This is a genomic window from Streptomyces sp. NPDC002835, from assembly GCF_053591995.1.
Map to the genome: position 1 here is coordinate 179,356 of NZ_JBSFUW010000009.1, position 17,604 is coordinate 196,959.

At 67.3% G+C, this 17,604-nt stretch carries 10 protein-coding genes; 2 read left to right on the top strand and 8 right to left on the bottom strand.

The genetic code is table 11. The annotated features are described in order from the left end of the window. Nucleotides 1-138: 138 nt before the first annotated feature. The 5 genes from ACWD01_RS12875 to rpsL form a co-directional block, all read right to left on the bottom strand. A complete protein-coding gene (locus ACWD01_RS12875; protein ID WP_451160995.1) occupies nucleotides 139-2,766 on the bottom strand; it encodes a peptidoglycan recognition protein family protein in 2,628 nt (875 codons plus the stop codon). A 236-nt stretch (nucleotides 2,767-3,002) separates the two neighbouring features. Continuing rightward, entirely contained in the window at nucleotides 3,003-4,196 is a 1,194-nt protein-coding gene (gene tuf, locus ACWD01_RS12880) for an elongation factor Tu (RefSeq protein ID WP_451160997.1), read from the bottom strand. A 154-nt stretch (nucleotides 4,197-4,350) separates the two neighbouring features. Beyond that, nucleotides 4,351-6,477, bottom strand: a complete 2,127-nt coding sequence (fusA, locus tag ACWD01_RS12885) for an elongation factor G (RefSeq protein WP_451160999.1) — start codon at nucleotides 6,475-6,477, stop codon at nucleotides 4,351-4,353. A gap of 38 nt (nucleotides 6,478-6,515) precedes the next feature. After that, on the bottom strand, nucleotides 6,516-6,986 hold the full coding sequence (gene rpsG / locus ACWD01_RS12890; protein ID WP_147987673.1) for a 30S ribosomal protein S7: 471 nt from the start codon (nucleotides 6,984-6,986) through the stop codon (nucleotides 6,516-6,518). 2 nt (nucleotides 6,987-6,988) lie between these two features. Next, nucleotides 6,989-7,360, bottom strand: a complete 372-nt coding sequence (gene rpsL / locus ACWD01_RS12895) for a 30S ribosomal protein S12 (protein ID WP_003948652.1) — start codon at nucleotides 7,358-7,360, stop codon at nucleotides 6,989-6,991. 444 nt (nucleotides 7,361-7,804) lie between these two features. Between rpsL and ACWD01_RS12900 the strand changes: the two genes are divergently transcribed. Together ACWD01_RS12900 and ACWD01_RS12905 are read left to right on the top strand one after the other, a co-directional pair. Continuing rightward, nucleotides 7,805-8,095, top strand: coding sequence for a hypothetical protein (locus tag ACWD01_RS12900; protein WP_451161002.1), 291 nt, complete (start codon nucleotides 7,805-7,807; stop codon nucleotides 8,093-8,095). Between the two features lie 61 nt (nucleotides 8,096-8,156). Further along, nucleotides 8,157-9,053 carry a hypothetical protein gene (locus ACWD01_RS12905; protein WP_451161004.1) on the top strand — a complete coding sequence of 299 codons (897 nt, stop codon included), beginning with the start codon at nucleotides 8,157-8,159 and terminating at the stop codon, nucleotides 9,051-9,053. A 75-nt stretch (nucleotides 9,054-9,128) separates the two neighbouring features. On the opposite strand, the gene ACWD01_RS12910 is transcribed toward ACWD01_RS12905, so the two are convergent. From ACWD01_RS12910 to rplL, 3 genes are all read right to left on the bottom strand, one after another. Then, nucleotides 9,129-13,043: a DNA-directed RNA polymerase subunit beta' gene (locus ACWD01_RS12910; RefSeq protein ID WP_451161006.1), complete on the bottom strand. Its 3,915-nt coding sequence runs from the start codon at nucleotides 13,041-13,043 to the stop codon at nucleotides 9,129-9,131. Nucleotides 13,044-13,140: 97 nt separating this feature from the next. After that, nucleotides 13,141-16,623 carry a DNA-directed RNA polymerase subunit beta gene (gene rpoB / locus ACWD01_RS12915; protein WP_356898608.1) on the bottom strand — a complete coding sequence of 1,161 codons (3,483 nt, stop codon included), beginning with the start codon at nucleotides 16,621-16,623 and terminating at the stop codon, nucleotides 13,141-13,143. Nucleotides 16,624-17,177: 554 nt separating this feature from the next. Next, complete coding sequence (rplL, locus tag ACWD01_RS12920) at nucleotides 17,178-17,561, bottom strand: 50S ribosomal protein L7/L12 (RefSeq protein WP_005313624.1); 384 nt, start codon at nucleotides 17,559-17,561, stop codon at nucleotides 17,178-17,180. Nucleotides 17,562-17,604 lie beyond the last annotated feature (43 nt).

Genomic DNA, 17,604 nt, shown 5'->3' on the forward strand with positions numbered 1-17,604 from the left:
GCCCCCGGCACCGGCCCCGCCCGGCCGACGACAGGGTGGAAACGACGAGCGGGATGCTCCGGGGCGGACCCCGGAACATCCCGCCGTGTTCATCCCGCTGTGTTCGTCCGGCTGCGTCGTTCGCAGCCCCGCGTCACATCACTCGCTGAAGTAGCCCGTGATGTCCGCGATCAGCTCGACCGTGCCGTCCCAGTTGTAGAAGTTCACCTTGCCGTTGACGACCGGCACGATGACCAGGTTGGCGACGGTCTCGCCCTGCACGTAGTTCAGGCTGGACGCGCTGGTGCGCGTCGTACCGTCCGGGTAGACCGCCGCGTAACTGTGCGGCGCCGTCGGCTTGGTCGCCGTCACGTTCAGCACGACCGCGGTCACGCCGGTCGCCGGGACGCCCTGGACGCCGGAGACCTGGAGGGTGACGACACCGCCGTCACCGACCGGAGCCTTCGGCACACCGAGACCGGTACGGGTGTCCATCAGGCGCTTCGGCGTGACGTTGTAGTGCGACGCGCCCTCACCGCCCGCCATGAAGTACCCGGTGACGTCGGCGATCAGCTCGACCGTGCCGTCCCAGTTGTAGAAGTTCACCTTGCCGTTGACCACCGGCACGATGACCAGGTTCGGCGTCGTCTGGCCCCGGACGAAGTTGAGGCTGGACGCGCTGGTGCGCGTCGTACCGTCCGGGTAGACCGACACATAGCTGTGCGGCGCCGTGGGCCTGGTCGCCGTCACGTTCAGCACGACCGCGCTGACACCGGCCGGCACGTCCTGGACGCCCGCGACCTGGAGGGTGACGACACCGCCGTCACCGACCGGAGCCTTCGGCACACCCAGACCGGTACGGGTGTCCATCAGCCGCTTCGGCGTCACCGGGAAGTGCGTCGACCCCTGGGCGGCGGCGTCGCCGCTCATGTAGTAGCCGGTGACGTCGGCGATCAGCTCGACCGTGCCGTCCCAGTTGTAGAAGTTCACCTTGCCGTTGACGACCGGCACGATGACCAGGTTCGGCTTGGTCTGGCCCTGGACGAAGTTGAGGCTGGACGCGCTGGTGCGCGTCGTACCGTCCGGGTAGACCGACACGTAACTGTGCGGCGCGGTGGGCTTGGTCGCCGTCACGTTCAGCACGACGGCGCCGACCCCGGTGGCCGGGATGCCCTCGACGCCCGTCACCTGGAGGGTGACGACACCGCCGTCACCGACCGGAGCCTTCGGCACACCCAGACCGATACGAGTGTCCATCAGCCGCTTCGGCGTCACCGGGAAGTAGCTCTTGGCCTCGGGCACGGTCACCGTCGCGGCGGTGACGGAGACCGCCTTGCCGGACTGGTGCACGCCCTTGACGAGAAGCTGGTGCGTGCCGGGCGGCAGCGTCGCCCCGGCCGAACGCAGGTTGCCCTCGACGGTCGCCACGGGGGTGCCGTCGGCGAGCAGCTCGAAGCGGGAGATGAGCGAGCTGGGCGTGGTGGTGGACCACTTCACGGTGACCGGCCCGGGGCTCTCGTAGCCGTTGCCGCCCAGAACCGCTCCGCCACCGACGTCGGTGACCTTCAGGTTCTGCACGGGGCCGGCGGCCAGCGTCCGGATGTCGGGCAGCTGCGGGTAGAGCTTCATGCCCGGGCACTCGGTGTTGAATCCGTCCCGGTGACCGGAGATCTGGTCGAACGTGTACGACTGCCCGGCCGTGAACCGGGTGCCGTGGTAGTTCGTCTGCGTGGCGCCGGCCACCAGCGTGGTCCGGCCCGCGGGGTCGCCCCCGTACTGGCCCAGCTTGTACGCGGACATCCGCGCCACCGCGGTCTGCGCGGCGCTGCTCGCGCCGACGTCCGTGTAGTCGCCGATGACCGAGACGCTCGTCGACTCCGCGTTGAAGCCGTAGGTGTGCGCGCCCTGGACGGGCTGGTCGATGCCGCCCTGGCGGCCCTCGAAGATGGTGCCGCACTTGTCGACGAGGAAGTTGTAGCCGAGGTCGCGCCAGCCGTTGGTCTGCACGTGGTAGACGTGCAGCGACCGGACGACGGCCGCCGACTCGGTGCAGTCGTACGCACCGCTCGCCGTGTGGTGCACGAAGACGGCCTTGATCCGGCCGTCCGCCAGATAGAGCGGGCCCTCGTCGTTCATGGTCTCGTCCGCGCCCCATTCGGCGCGGGTGACCACCGGCGGCTGCGGAACCGTGGACGGCGGGCCCGGCTCGACCGCGGAGGCCGCGAAGGCGGCCGGCTCGGCGTTCAGGTCGTCGCCGGACTGCTGCGCGCCGTCCTCGGCGATCGGGTCGACCATGTCGAGACGGAGGCCGGCCGGCAGCTTCCCGGCAGCCGCTCCGTCGCTCACCCGTACCTCGGCGCCGTTGGAGCGTCCCACCCAGACCGGCTCCGTAGAGCCGCGTTCCGCAGGGCGCTCGCCGTCGAGGCCGGGCAAATACGGCTCGAGCTCGATCCAGTCGGACCACTCGCCGGTCTCCGCGTCGCGCGTGCGGGCCTCGATCGTGCCATCGACCTCGGCGTCCGGGTCGGGCCACGAGACGCCCAGCATGCCGAACGGCTCGGTGCCGCGCCGCGAGAGCGCCGCCTCGCCCTTGCCCTGGGACTTCAGGGCGAGCTTGTGGACCTTGCTTTTGACCGGGCCGTTCTCCTTGGCCCGGGCGCTGTATGCCGACGGGGTCTCGTCGGACTTCTTCTGTGCCTGCGTTTCGGCTTCGGAACCGCCTGCGATCCCCTGGACGCCCAGGACCGCAACGACACCGAGGGCAGCGGCGACGGCTGTGCCGCGCACTCGTCCCAATCTCAAAGTTGTCCCCACCCCTTAGTGGACATGTCACAGCTGACCCGCGTGATAGTACGGGTATCAACTGACACTTCCGTTACCGGGGTGTCGGTGAATCGCCACCTGGGCGCCATATTTCGTCCCGACGGCGCAACGGCGAGGGCCCCCGGCCCGCCGAGAACGGCGGGCCGGGGGCCCTCATATGACGCTCCGTCCGGAGCGGCACAGGTCGGTCAGAGCAACAATTACTTGTTGATCTTGGTGACCTGGCCGGCGCCCACGGTCCGGCCACCCTCACGGATGGCGAACTTCAGGCCCTCCTCCATGGCGACCGGCTGGATCAGCTGGACGGACATGGTGGTGTTGTCGCCCGGCATGACCATCTCGGTGCCCTCGGGGAGGGTCACGACGCCGGTCACGTCCGTGGTACGGAAGTAGAACTGCGGGCGGTAGTTGTTGAAGAAGGGGGTGTGACGGCCACCCTCGTCCTTCGACAGGATGTAGGCCTGGGCCTCGAACTCGGTGTGCGGCGTGACCGAACCGGGCTTGATGATGACCTGGCCGCGCTCGACGTCCTCGCGCTTGATGCCACGGAGGAGCAGACCGACGTTCTCACCGGCCTGGCCCTCGTCGAGCAGCTTGCGGAACATCTCGATGCCGGTGACCGTGGTGGTGGTCTTCTCGGTCTTGATGCCGACGATGTCGACGGTCTCGTTGACCTTGAGGACACCACGCTCGATACGACCGGTGACGACGGTGCCACGACCGGTGATCGTGAAGACGTCCTCGATCGGCATCAGGAACGGCTTGTCGACGTCACGCTCGGGCTGCGGGATGGACTCGTCGACGGCCTTCATCAGGTCGAGGACGGACTTGCCCCACTCGGCGTCGCCCTCGAGCGCCTTGAGCGCCGAGACCTTGACGACCGGCAGGTCGTCGCCCGGGAACTCGTACTCGGAGAGCAGCTCACGAACCTCGAGCTCGACGAGCTCCAGGATCTCCTCGTCGTCCACCATGTCGGCCTTGTTCAGGGCGACGACGATGTACGGAACGCCGACCTGGCGGGCCAGGAGCACGTGCTCCTTGGTCTGCGGCATCGGGCCGTCAGTGGCGGCGACCACGAGGATGGCGCCGTCCATCTGGGCAGCACCCGTGATCATGTTCTTGATGTAGTCCGCGTGACCGGGGCAGTCGACGTGGGCGTAGTGACGCGATTCAGTCTGGTACTCGACGTGCGCGATGGAGATGGTGATACCGCGCTGGCGCTCCTCAGGAGCCTTGTCGATCTGGTCGAAGGCCGAGGCCTCATTCAGGTCCGGGTACGCGTCGTGCAGCACCTTGGTAATGGCGGCCGTGAGGGTCGTCTTACCGTGGTCGATGTGACCGATGGTGCCGATGTTGACGTGCGGCTTAGTCCGCTCGAACTTCGCCTTCGCCACTGGGGTCCTCCTGTGGAGTGGTTCTGTACGCCTTACTCATCGGCGCCAGGTGATCTTTGCTGGGATGCCGGGGCCCGGGGCATTCCCTCCGTGATGTCGGAGGGAATGCCCCAGCAGGCTCCGGTGACAAGCCTAAAGCGTCAACTCGGGTGAGTTACTCGCCCTTGGCCTTCGCGATGATCTCCTCGGCGACGTTCCTGGGAACCTCGGCGTAGGAGTCGAACTGCATCGAGTAGCTTGCGCGACCCGAGGTCTTGCTGCGGAGGTCTCCGACGTAGCCGAACATCTCCGAGAGGGGCACGAGGCCCTTCACGACGCGAGCGCCGTGGCGCTCCTCCATGGCCTGAATCTGACCACGGCGGGAGTTGATGTCGCCGATGACCTCACCCATGTAGTCCTCGGGCGTGGTGACCTCGACGGACATCATCGGCTCGAGCAGTACGGGCGAAGCCTTGCGCGCGGCCTCCTTGAAGGCCTGCGAACCGGCGATCTTGAAGGCCAGCTCGGAGGAGTCGACCTCGTGGTAACCACCGTCGAGAAGAATGACGCGGACGCCGGTCATCTCGTAGCCGGCCAGGATGCCGAACTGCATGGCCTCCTGCGCGCCCGCGTCCACCGAAGGGATGTACTCCTTGGGGATACGGCCACCGGTGACCTTGTTCACGAACTCGTACGAGGCGTCGCCGCCCTCGATCGGCTCGATCGCGATCTGCACCTTGGCGAACTGACCGGTACCACCGGTCTGCTTCTTGTGCGTGTAGTCGTGGCGCTCGACGGTCTTGCGGATCGTCTCACGGTACGCGACCTGCGGCTTGCCGACGTTCGCCTCGACCTTGAACTCGCGGCGCATACGGTCGACGAGGACGTCGAGGTGAAGCTCGCCCATACCACCGATGATGGTCTGGCCGGTCTCCTCGTCCGAGTGAACCTGGAAGGAGGGGTCCTCCTCCGCGAGCCGCTGGATGGCGACACCCAGCTTCTCCTGGTCACCCTTGGACTTGGGCTCGATCGCGACCTGAATGACCGGCGCCGGGAAGTCCATGGACTCCAGGATCACCGGGCTCTTCTCGTCGCACAGCGTCTCACCGGTGGTGGTCTGCTTCAGGCCCATGACGGCGACGATGTCGCCGGCGCCCACCGCGTCGATCTCCTCACGCTTGTTCGCGTGCATGCGGTAGATCTTGCCGATGCGCTCCCTCTTGCCCTTGACGGAGTTCAGCACCGAGGTGCCGGCCTCCAGGCGACCCGAGTAGACCCGGATGAAGGTGAGCTTGCCGAGGTGCGGGTCGCTCGCGATCTTGAACGCGAGGGCCGACAGCGGCTCGCTCTCCGACGGCTTGCGCGAGACGACCGTCTCCGGGTCCTTCACGTCGTGGCCCTCGATGGCCTCGACGTCCAGGGGGGAGGGGAGGTAGCGCACAACGGCGTCGAGCAGGGGCTGGACGCCCTTGTTCTTGAAGGCGGTACCACAGAACACCGGGGTGATCGTGGTGTCGCCGCCCTTGCCGGAAGCGATGGTGATACGACGGATCGCGGCGTACAGCTGCTCCTCGGTGGGCTCCTGGCCCTCGAGGTACAGCTCCATGATCTCTTCGTCGTTCTCCGCGACCGTCTCGACCAGCTTGCCGCGCCACTCCTCGGCGGCCTCGGCGTGCGTGGCCGGGATGTCGACGGTGTCGTACATCTCGCCCTTGGTGGCCTCGGCGGACCAGACAAGAGCCTTCATACGAACGAGGTCGACGACGCCCTTGAAGTCGGCCTCGGCACCGATCGGCAGCTGCATCACGATCGGGGTCGCGCCGAGGCGGTTCACGATCATGTCGACGCAGCGGTGGAACTCGGCGCCGGTGCGGTCGAGCTTGTTGACGAAGCAGATGCGCGGGACGCCGTAGCGGTCCGCCTGGCGCCAGACGGTCTCGGACTGCGGCTCGACACCGGCGACACCGTCGAACACGGTTACGGCACCGTCGAGGACGCGGAGCGAACGCTCCACCTCGACCGTGAAGTCCACGTGACCCGGCGTGTCGATGATGTTGATCGTGTGATCGACGTCCTCGAGCGGCCAGTGACAGGTCGTCGCGGCCGACGTGATCGTGATGCCGCGCTCCTGCTCCTGCTCCATCCAGTCCATCGTGGCAGCGCCGTCGTGGACCTCACCGATCTTGTAGCTCACACCGGTGTAGAACAGGATGCGCTCGGTGGTCGTCGTCTTGCCCGCGTCGATGTGGGCCATGATCCCAATGTTGCGGACCTTGGCCAGGTCAAGCGAAGTGGTGGCCATAAGGCTCAATCTTCTCTCGGTCTCGATGTGGGTAGCGACTACCAGCGGTAGTGCGCGAAGGCCTTGTTGGACTCGGCCATCTTGTGCGTGTCCTCACGCTTCTTGACCGAAGCGCCGAGGCCGTTGGAGGCGTCGAGCAGTTCGTTCATGAGGCGCTCGGTCATGGTCTTCTCACGGCGGGCGCGGGAGTAACCCACGACCCAGCGCAGCGCGAGGGTGGCGGCGCGACCGGGCTTGACCTCGATCGGCACCTGGTAGGTGGCGCCACCGACACGGCGGGACTTGACCTCGAGAGACGGCTTCACGTTCTCGAGAGCACGCTTGAGGGTGATGACCGGGTCGGCGCCGGTCTTCTCACGAAGACCCTCCATCGCGCCGTAGACGATCCGCTCGGCGGTGGAACGCTTGCCGTTGAGCAGGATCTTGTTGATGAGCGAGGTCACCAGAGGAGAACCGTAAACCGGGTCGATGATGACCGGGCGCTTCGGGGCGGGGCCCTTACGAGGCATTCTTACTTCTCCTTCTTGGCGCCGTAGCGGCTGCGGGCCTGCTTGCGGTTCTTGACACCCTGGGTGTCGAGCGAACCGCGGATGATCTTGTAACGAACACCCGGCAGGTCCTTCACACGGCCACCACGCACGAGCACGATGGAGTGCTCCTGCAGGTTGTGTCCCTCACCCGGGATGTAGGCCGTGACCTCGATGCCGGAGGTCAGACGCACACGCGCGACCTTACGGAGGGCCGAGTTCGGCTTCTTCGGGGTGGTCGTGAACACACGCGTGCAGACGCCACGACGCTGAGGGGAACCCTCGAGCGCGGGCGTCTTGTTCTTCTCGACCTTGTCCTGCCGGCCCTTACGGACCAGCTGCTGGATCGTAGGCACTACTTCTCCGGTTTCTGTGTGCCGTCAGTGAAGCTAACCTGGAACATCTCCGACCCACGCGGTCGGGTGTGTCGAATACTGCAGACCTCCACCGACAAGGCGGAAGGAACACAGATTGCGGCGGCCGATATCTGACTCGCGTTGCGGTTGAAGACACGCACACGAGCCCAGGCACACCCCAGGCACAAGGTCTGAGCGTACCTACCGCATGGACTCCGGTCAAAACAAATGCCCACGCGCGGGACGACCCTCGCGACCTGGGCACCCGTCACCCGCCCTCGGACCCCCGTCCCGCGGCGGACGCGGCCTCGGAGGAACGGCGCCGGATTGCCGGAAGTCGGCAACCTCGAAGCGCCCAAGACAGCCCCCGGCATCCCCTGAACCGGGCACCGGCGCGCCCGGACAATGCGGTGAGCCGAACCGTCCGGTACGAGGAGGTCCGCCGTGACCGACCAGCGAGCCCGAACCGCCCACGACCTCGACGACACCACCGTCGACGTGCGCCTGACCATCATGGAATACGCAGATGTGGCAGGCGGCTACGCGGCCGCCGTGAGCGCGCCGGGCGTACCGCGGGCCGTCGTCGACGACTACGCCGTCGTCGTGGACGTGCTCGCCCTCGCCCACGCTCTCCCGCCCGCGGACGTGCCACCCGTGCTCGCGGTGGGAGCACGGGCACTGCGCAGGGTCCACCTCGCGCTCCTCGGACAGCCCCAGCCCCGGGAGACGCCATGACCCCCCGCCCGTCGCCTCCCGCCGCCCTCGCCACCACCGGCTCCTGGCGCCCGCCGCCCCGGTGCTCCTGTTCGCCCTGCTGCTCGGCTCCGGCACCGCGCTCTCCCTCCATCTGCGCCGGCTGCGCGAGCGGGCGGGAGCCCCGGCAGCAGGACCGCAACCCCTGCTGCCGCCCGCGCGGCCCCTGTCCGGGCAGCAGGCCGCCGAGCAGGCCGTCACCCGGTACGGGGAGCTGCTCGCGCGCCGCCCTCTGGCCGACGGCGCCCACGCGGCCGACTGGCAGATCGCCCTCGACGTCTACGAGGAGGCCAAAGACGCGGAACCGGGCCTCGTGCCGCGGGTCCTCGCCCGCGGGCACCAGGCCCTGGAGCGGCTGTCCGCCGGCGGCGACGACCGGCGGACGGAGAACGACCCGGCGGTCTGGAGCCACGGCAGCGGCTCGGCCACCCTGCGGATGCCCCGGCCGGAGGGCTGGACGGGCAAGTGCCTCCTGGCCTTCGAGGGGACGTCCCCCGGCGGTTTCCTGGTGTGCGCGAAAGTCGGCGGCCGCCGGGGCCGGCGGGCCGTGAAGCTGGCCTCCCGGGAGCACGGCCCGGCCCTGGTCCGCGTACCCGCGCCGGCCGCCGTCGACGACGCCGTCACCATCGAGATCATCACGGAAGGACCGTGGCGGGCCGCCCTGCTCCCCGCCCGCCAGGCGCGCGCCCTCGACGGCACGGTGCACGGCGACGCCTCTGAGGTGCTGCTGAACCGCGCCGGGCACCGCATGGCCACGTTCGAGCACCGGGGCGACGGGGACTTCGCGATCCGCGAGCCCCATGCAATGGACCCCCGCGCCGGCCGGCTGATCGCCGAGGGCCAGGGGCGGTCGCGGCTGCGGCTCGGCCTGCAGGGCATCGTCGCTGTCGACGAAGACGGCGCCGACGCCTGGGCCCTGACCACCGTACCCGGGACCTGACGGCGCCGGGCACGACAGCCCGAGAACGCCGAAGGGCGGCCATCCCGTGGGGTGACCGCCCTTCTTCACACGCTCTTACTGGTTGTACGGACCGTAGTCGTAGTCCTCCAGCGGAACGGCCTGGCCGGAGCCCGTGCCGAACGGCGAGTAGTCGATGTCGTCGTAGCCGACGGCCGAGTACATCGCGGCCTTGGCCTCCTCGGTCGGCTCGACCCGGATGTTGCGGTAGCGGGACAGACCCGTACCGGCCGGGATGAGCTTACCGATGATGACGTTCTCCTTGAGGCCGATCAGGGAGTCGGACTTGGCGTTGATCGCCGCGTCCGTCAGAACCCTGGTCGTCTCCTGGAAGGACGCCGCCGACAGCCACGACTCGGTCGCCAGCGAGGCCTTGGTGATACCCATCAGCTGCGGACGGCCGGAGGCGGGGTGACCGCCCTCGGTGACCACACGACGGTTCTCGGTCTCGAACTTCGACCGCTCGACCAGCTCGCCGGGCAGCAGCTCGGCGTCGCCGGACTCGATGATCGTCACTCGGCGGAGCATCTGCCGGATGATGATCTCGATGTGCTTGTCGTGGATCGACACACCCTGCGAGTTGTAGACCTTCTGGACTTCGCCGACCAGGTGGACCTGGACCGCGCGCTGACCGAGGATCCGCAGCACGTCGTGCGGGTTGGTGGCACCCACGGTGAGCTTCTGGCCCACCTCGACGTGGTCGCCCTCGTTGACCAGGAGACGGGCACGCTTCGAGATCGGGAACGGCGTCTCGTCGCTGCCGTCGTCCGGGGTGACGACGAGCTTCTTGGTCTTCTCGGTCTCCTCGATACGGACGCGGCCGGCCGCCTCCGAGATCGGGGCGACACCCTTGGGCGTACGAGCCTCGAAGAGCTCGACGACACGGGGCAGACCCTGGGTGATGTCGTCACCGGCCACACCACCGGTGTGGAAGGTACGCATCGTCAGCTGCGTGCCGGGCTCACCGATGGACTGGGCGGCGATGATGCCGACCGCCTCACCGATGTCGACCAGCTTGCCGGTCGCGAGCGAACGGCCGTAGCAGTACGCACAGGTGCCGACCGCGGACTCACAGGTCAGGACCGAGCGGGTCTTGACCTCCTCCACGCCGGCCGCGACCAGCGCGTCGATGAGCACGTCACCGAGGTCGACGTTGGCCGGCGCGATGACCTTGCCCTCGACGACGACGTCCTCGGCGAGCATCCGGGCGTAGACGGAGGTCTCGACGTCCTCGGTCTTGCGCAGGCTGCCGTCGGCGCCACGCTCCGCGATCTTGAGCTTGAGGCCGCGGTCGGTGCCGCAGTCCTCCTCGCGGATGATGACGTCCTGCGAGACGTCCACCAGACGACGGGTCAGGTAACCCGAGTCGGCGGTACGCAGGGCGGTGTCCGCCAGACCCTTACGGGCGCCGTGCGTGGAGATGAAGTACTCCAGCACGGACAGGCCCTCACGGAAGGACGCCTTGATCGGACGCGGGATGGTCTCGTTCTTGGCGTTCGACACCAGACCGCGCATACCGGCGATCTGACGCATCTGCATCATGTTTCCGCGAGCACCCGAGTTGACCATCATGGAGACCGGGTTGGTCTTCGGGAAGTTCGCGTTCATCGCCTCGGCGACCTCGTTGGTCGCCTTGGTCCAGATCGCGATGAGCTCCTGCGTGCGCTCTTCCTTGGTGATCAGACCGCGCTCGTACTGCTTCTGGACCTTCTCGTCCAGGTCCTCGTAGCCCTTGACGATCGCCTTCTTGGCGTCGGGGACCACGATGTCCGAGATGGCCACGGTGACACCGGAACGGGTCGCCCAGTAGAAGCCGGCCGCCTTCAGGTTGTCCAGCGTCGCCGCCACGATGACCTTGGGGTAGCGCTCTGCGAGGTCGTTGACGATCTCGGAGAGCTGCTTCTTGCCGACCGTGTAGTCGACGAACGGGTAGTCCTCGGGCAGCAGCTCGTTGAAGAGCGCGCGGCCCAGGGTGGTGCGCAGACGGAACGAGTCCCCCTGCTGCCACACGCCCTCGCCGAAGGAATCGTCGCCCTCCTCCTGCGCCGGCGGCGTCCAGCCGCGCGGCGGGATGGTGCCGACCGGGAAGCGGATGTCGATCTTCGCCTGGAGCGAGAGCTCCCGGGCGTCGAACGCCATGATCGCCTCAGCGGTGGAACCGAAGGAGCGGCCCTCACCGATGACCTTGCGCTCCTCCTCGTCCGTGGTCAGGAAGAAGAGGCCCAGCACCATGTCCTGGGTCGGCATGGTGACCGGACGGCCGTCGGCCGGCTTGAGGATGTTGTTCGAGGACAGCATCAGGATGCGGGCCTCGGCCTGCGCCTCCGCGGAGAGCGGCAGGTGCACGGCCATCTGGTCACCGTCGAAGTCCGCGTTGAACGCGGTGCAGACGAGCGGGTGGATCTGGATGGCCTTGCCCTCGACCAGCTGCGGCTCGAAGGCCTGGATGCCGAGGCGGTGCAGCGTGGGCGCACGGTTCAGCAGCACCGGGTGCTCTGCGATGACCTCTTCGAGGACGTCGTACACCACGGTGCGGCCACGCTCGACCATGCGCTTGGCCGACTTGATGTTCTGCGCGTGGTTCAGGTCGACCAGGCGCTTCATCACGAACGGCTTGAAGAGCTCCAGCGCCATGGCCTTGGGCAGACCGCACTGGTGCAGCTTCAGCTGCGGGCCGACGACGATGACGGAACGCGCCGAGTAGTCGACTCGCTTGCCGAGCAGGTTCTGACGGAAGCGGCCCTGCTTGCCCTTGAGCATGTCGGACAGCGACTTCAGCGGACGGTTGCCGGGGCCCGTGACCGGGCGGCCACGACGGCCGTTGTCGAAGAGGGCGTCGACCGCCTCCTGGAGCATCCGCTTCTCGTTGTTCACGATGATCTCGGGCGCGCCGAGGTCGAGAAGCCGCTTCAGACGGTTGTTGCGGTTGATCACCCGGCGGTACAGGTCGTTCAGGTCGGAGGTCGCGAAGCGGCCACCGTCCAGCTGCACCATCGGACGCAGGTCCGGCGGGATGACCGGCACGCAGTCGAGCACCATGCCCTTGGGGCTGTTGGACGTCTGCAGGAACGCGGAGACGACCTTGAGGCGCTTGAGCGCACGGGTCTTCTTCTGGCCCTTGCCGGTGCGGATGATCTCGCGGAGGCGCTCGGCCTCCTCGTCGAGGTCGAAGGACTCCAGGCGCTTCTGCAGCGCCGCGGCACCCATCGAGCCGTCGAAGTACGTGCCGAAGCGGTCACGCAGCTCGCGGTAGAGCAGCTCGTCGCCCTCGAGGTCCTGGACCTTGAGGTTCTTGAAGCGGTTCCACACCTCGTCGAGACGGTCGATCTCGCGCTGGGCGCGGTCGCGCAGCTGCTTCATCTCGCGCTCGGCGCCCTCGCGCACCTTGCGGCGCACGTCGGCCTTGGCACCCTCGGCCTCGAGCTCGGCGAGGTCCGTCTCGAGCTTCTTGGCGCGGGCCTCGAGGTCGGCGTCGCGGCGGTTCTCGACCTGCTGGCGCTCGACGGAGACGTGGGCCTCCAGCGACGGCAGATCGCGCGTGCGGCGCTCCTCGTCCACGAACGTGATCATGTACGCGGCGAAGTAGATGACCTTCTCGAGGTCCTTGGGCGCCAGGTCCAGCAGGTAGCCGAGGCGCGACGGGACGCCCTTGAAGTACCAGATGTGGGTGACGGGAGCGGCGAGCTCGATGTGGCCCATCCGCTCACGGCGCACCTTGGCACGGGTGACTTCGACGCCACACCGCTCACAGATGATGCCCTTGAAGCGGACACGCTTGTACTTGCCGCAGTAGCACTCCCAGTCCCGGGTCGGACCGAAGATCTTCTCGCAGAAGAGTCCGTCCTTCTCGGGCTTGAGGGTGCGGTAGTTGATGGTCTCTGGCTTCTTGACCTCGCCGTGGGACCAGGTCCTGATGTCGTCCGCGGTGGCCAGGCCGATCCGCAGCTCGTCGAAGAAGTTGACGTCGAGCACTGTGCGTCAATCCCTCTTTCGGGGTCGTGTCTCAATCATGGTCTGAACGGTCCCGGGGATGGCGGGGGCTCCTGTGGGGGAGCCCCCGCCAGGCCCGTCAGACCTCTTCGACGCTGCTCGGCTCACGCCGGGACAGGTCGATACCGAGCTCCTCCGCGGCGCGGAAGACGTCCTCGTCCGTGTCGCGCATCTCGATGGACATGCCGTCCGAGGAGAGCACCTCCACGTTGAGGCAGAGCGACTGCATTTCCTTGATGAGCACCTTGAAGGACTCGGGAATGCCGGGCTCGGGGATGTTCTCGCCCTTGACGATGGCCTCGTAGACCTTCACGCGGCCGGTCACGTCGTCGGACTTGATGGTCAGCAGCTCCTGGAGGGCGTAGGCCGCTCCGTATGCCTCGAGTGCCCACACCTCCATCTCTCCGAACCGCTGGCCACCGAACTGGGCCTTACCACCCAGCGGCTGCTGGGTGATCATCGAGTACGGACCGGTCGAACGGGCGTGCAGCTTGTCGTCGACCAGGTGGTGGAGCTTGAGGATGTACATGTACCCGACCGAGATCGGGTCCGGGAACGGCTCGCCGGAGCGGCCGTCGAACAGGTTGGCCTTGCCGGACGGCTGGACCATCCGGTTGCCGTCGCGGTTCGGGATCGTGGCCTCGAAGAGGCCGGCGATCTCGTCCTCGCGGGCGCCGTCGAAGACCGGGGTGGCGACGTTGGTGCCGGGCTCGACCTCGTCGGCGCCGATGACCTGCAGTCGCTGCATCCACTCCTCGCTGCCCTCGACCTTCCAGCCCTGGCTGGCGAGCCAGCCGAGGTGGATCTCGAGGACCTGTCCCGGGTTCATTCGGGACGGGACACCCAGCGGGTTGAGGATGATGTCGACCGGGGTGCCGTCCTCCAGGAACGGCATGTCCTCGATCGGCAGGATCTTCGAGATGACGCCCTTGTTGCCGTGACGGCCGGCGAGCTTGTCACCGTCGGTGATCTTGCGCTTCTGGGCCACGTAGACGCGGACCAGCTGGTTGACGCCCGGGGGAAGCTCGTCGCCCTCCTCGCGGTCGAAGACGCGCACACCGATGACCTTGCCGGTCTCGCCGTGCGGCACCTTCAGCGAGGTGTCACGGACCTCGCGCGCCTTCTCACCGAAGATCGCGCGGAGCAGGCGCTCCTCCGGAGTCAGCTCGGTCTCGCCCTTGGGCGTGACCTTGCCGACCAGGATGTCGCCGGCGACGACCTCGGCACCGATACGGATGATGCCGCGCTCGTCGAGGTCCGCGAGGACCTCCTCGGAGACGTTCGGGATGTCCCGGGTGATCTCCTCGGGGCCGAGCTTGGTGTCACGGGCGTCGACCTCGTGCTCCTCGATGTGGATCGAGGAGAGGACGTCGTCCTGCACGAGGCGCTGCGACAGGATGATCGCGTCCTCGTAGTTGTGACCCTCCCACGGCATGAACGCCACGAGCAGGTTCTTGCCGAGCGCCATCTCACCGTTCTCGGTGGCGGGGCCGTCGGCGAGGACCTGGCCCTCGATGACGCGGTCGCCCTCGGAGACGATGACCTTCTGGTTCACCGAGGTGCCCTGGTTGGAGCGGGAGAACTTCGCGATGCGGTACGTGGTGTACGTGCCGTCGTCGTTGGTGACGGTGACGTAGTCGGCCGAGACCTCCTGGATGACACCGTCCTTCTCCGCCTTGATGACGTCACCGGCGTCGGTGGCGCAGCGGTACTCCATGCCGGTGCCGACGAGCGGCGCCTCCGCCTTGATGAGCGGAACGGCCTGGCGCATCATGTTGGCGCCCATGAGGGCACGGTTGGCGTCGTCGTGCTCGAGGAACGGGATCATGGCGGTCGCCACCGACACCATCTGGCGCGGCGAGACGTCCATGTAGTCGACCTCGGTCGGCGGGACGTAGTCGACCTCGCCGCCACGGCGGCGGACCAGAACGCGGGCCTCGGTGAACCGGAGCTCGTCGCTCAGGGTCGCGTTCGCCTGGGCGATGACGAACCGGTCCTCCTCGTCGGCGGTCAGGTAGTCGACCTCGTCGGTGACCTGGCCGTCGGTGACCTTGCGGTACGGGGTCTCGACGAAACCGAACGCGTTGACCCGGCCGTAGGACGCGAGCGAGCCGATCAGACCGATGTTCGGGCCTTCGGGGGTCTCGATCGGGCACATGCGGCCGTAGTGCGACGGGTGCACGTCACGGACCTCGAAGCCGGCCCGCTCACGGGAGAGACCACCCGGGCCGAGCGCCGACAGACGGCGCTTGTGGGTCAGACCCGACAGCGGGTTGTTCTGGTCCATGAACTGCGACAGCTGGCTGGTGCCGAAGAACTCCTTGATGGAGGCGACGACCGGCCGGATGTTGATCAGGGTCTGCGGCGTGATCGCCTCGACGTCCTGGGTCGTCATCCGCTCACGCACGACGCGCTCCATACGAGCCAGACCCGTGCGGACCTGGTTCTGGATGAGCTCGCCGACGTTGCGCAGACGACGGTTGCCGAAGTGGTCGATGTCGTCGGTCTCGACGACGATCTGGGTACCGGACTCGCCCACCGTCTCGGTCTCGCCGGCGTGCAGCTTGACCAGGTACTTGATGGTGGCGATGACGTCGTCCGACGTGAGCACGCCGGCGTCCAGCGGCTCGTCGGCGCCGAGCTTCTTGTTCACCTTGTAGCGGCCGACCTTGGCGAGGTCGTAGCGCTTCGGGTTGAAGTAGAGGTTCTCGAGCAGCGTCTGAGCGGCCTCGCGCGTCGGGGGCTCGCCCGGACGCAGCTTGCGGTAGATGTCGAGCAGCGCGTCGTCCTGGCCCTGGGTGTGGTCCTTCTCCAGGGTGGCGCGCATCGACTCGTACTCGCCGAACTCCTCGAGGATCTGCTCGGTGGTCCAGCCGAGAGCCTTCAGGAGGACGGTGACGGACTGCTTGCGCTTGCGGTCGATGCGGACACCGACCATGTCGCGCTTGTCGATCTCCATCTCGAGCCAGGCACCCCGGGACGGGATGATCTTGGCCGTGAAGATGTCCTTGTCGGACGTCTTGTCGATGTTGGAGTCGAAGTAGACACCCGGCGAGCGGACCAGCTGCGACACGACGACACGCTCGGTGCCGTTGATGACGAAGGTGCCCTTGTTGGTCATGAGCGGGAAGTCGCCCATGAAGACCGTCTGGGACTTGATCTCGCCGGTCTCGTTGTTGGTGAACTCGGCTGTGACGAAGAGCGGGGCCGCGTACGTGAAGTCGCGCTCCTTGCACTCGTCGATCGAGTTCTTGGGGGGCTCGAAGCGGTGGTCGCGGAAGGTCAGCGACATCGACCCGGAGAAGTCCTCGATCGGGGAGATCTCCTCGAAGATCTCCTCCAGGCCGGACTTGGTGGGGACGTCCTGTCCGCTTTCGAGAGCCGCCTCGACACGAGCCTTCCATGCGGCATTACCGAGCAGCCAGTCAAAGCTCTCGGTCTGCAGCGCAAGGAGGTTCGGAACCTCGAGGGGCTCCTTGATCTTTGCAAAGGAGATGCGCAGCGGTGCAGTGCTGGCGCCGTTGTTCGTATTCGCGGTCGAGGCGTTGCGCGAGGCGGCCAAGAGGGGGTCCTTCCGAGGGCTCGGACTCACTACGCGCGTACCGGTCCCATGGTGTGCATGGAGGGAGAAACCCCTGCTAGGGGCTGTTCTTCATCCGATGCTCAATCACGGGCATGCCCCTGGTGACGGGCAGAGGGCAGCTAACAGGCAGCGCAAAGGGTCAGTGTAGCCACTTGGCACACTGATGTCCAGTGCGGGTCTTGGAGACCCTCGAATCCCTCGTTGTTCTCATCTCCGCTGCGAACCTGTGCGCCGTGAGGCGCACCTCGATACTGCCCGTTCGGTCGCCGATCCATGCCTCGGAACAAGGATCCGTGTGACGACGCGTCCTGAGAATTGCGCGCTGCGTGCGGTTCGTCAAGGCCCCCGCCCCTGAGCTGCTGCTCCGGGTCCTGCCTGCCGCCGCGAGGGGCGCACGGCGATGATCACCATACTCCCCGGAGGACGAAGAGCAAGGCAGCCTCGGCGGGTATGCCGAAGGGCGACCACCCAGTTGGATGATCGCCCTTCGGTGTGCGTGCGTTACACGCGAGGAGTCAGCAGACTCCCTGGGGTCACTTGACCTCGACGGAGGCGCCGGCGGCCTTGAGGGACTCGGCAGCCTTCTCCGCGGCGTCCTTGGCGACCTTCTCGAGGACCGGCTTCGGGGTGCCGTCGACGAGGTCCTTGGCCTCCTTCAGGCCCAGCGAGGTCAGCTCACGCACGACCTTGATGACCTGGATCTTCTTCTCACCGGCGCCGGTGAGGATGACGTCGAACTCGTCCTGCTCGGCCTCGGCCTCGGCCGGGGCGGCAGCGGCACCACCGGCGGCGACGGCGACCGGGGCGGCGGCGGTGACGTCGAACTTCTCCTCGAAGGCCTTCACGAACTCGGAGAGCTCGATGAGGGTCATCTCCTCGAACTGCGCAAGCAGGTCGTCCTGGGACAGCTTCGCCATGATGGCGTCCTTCCACTCATTCGGCAGGTGCCGTGTGTACATG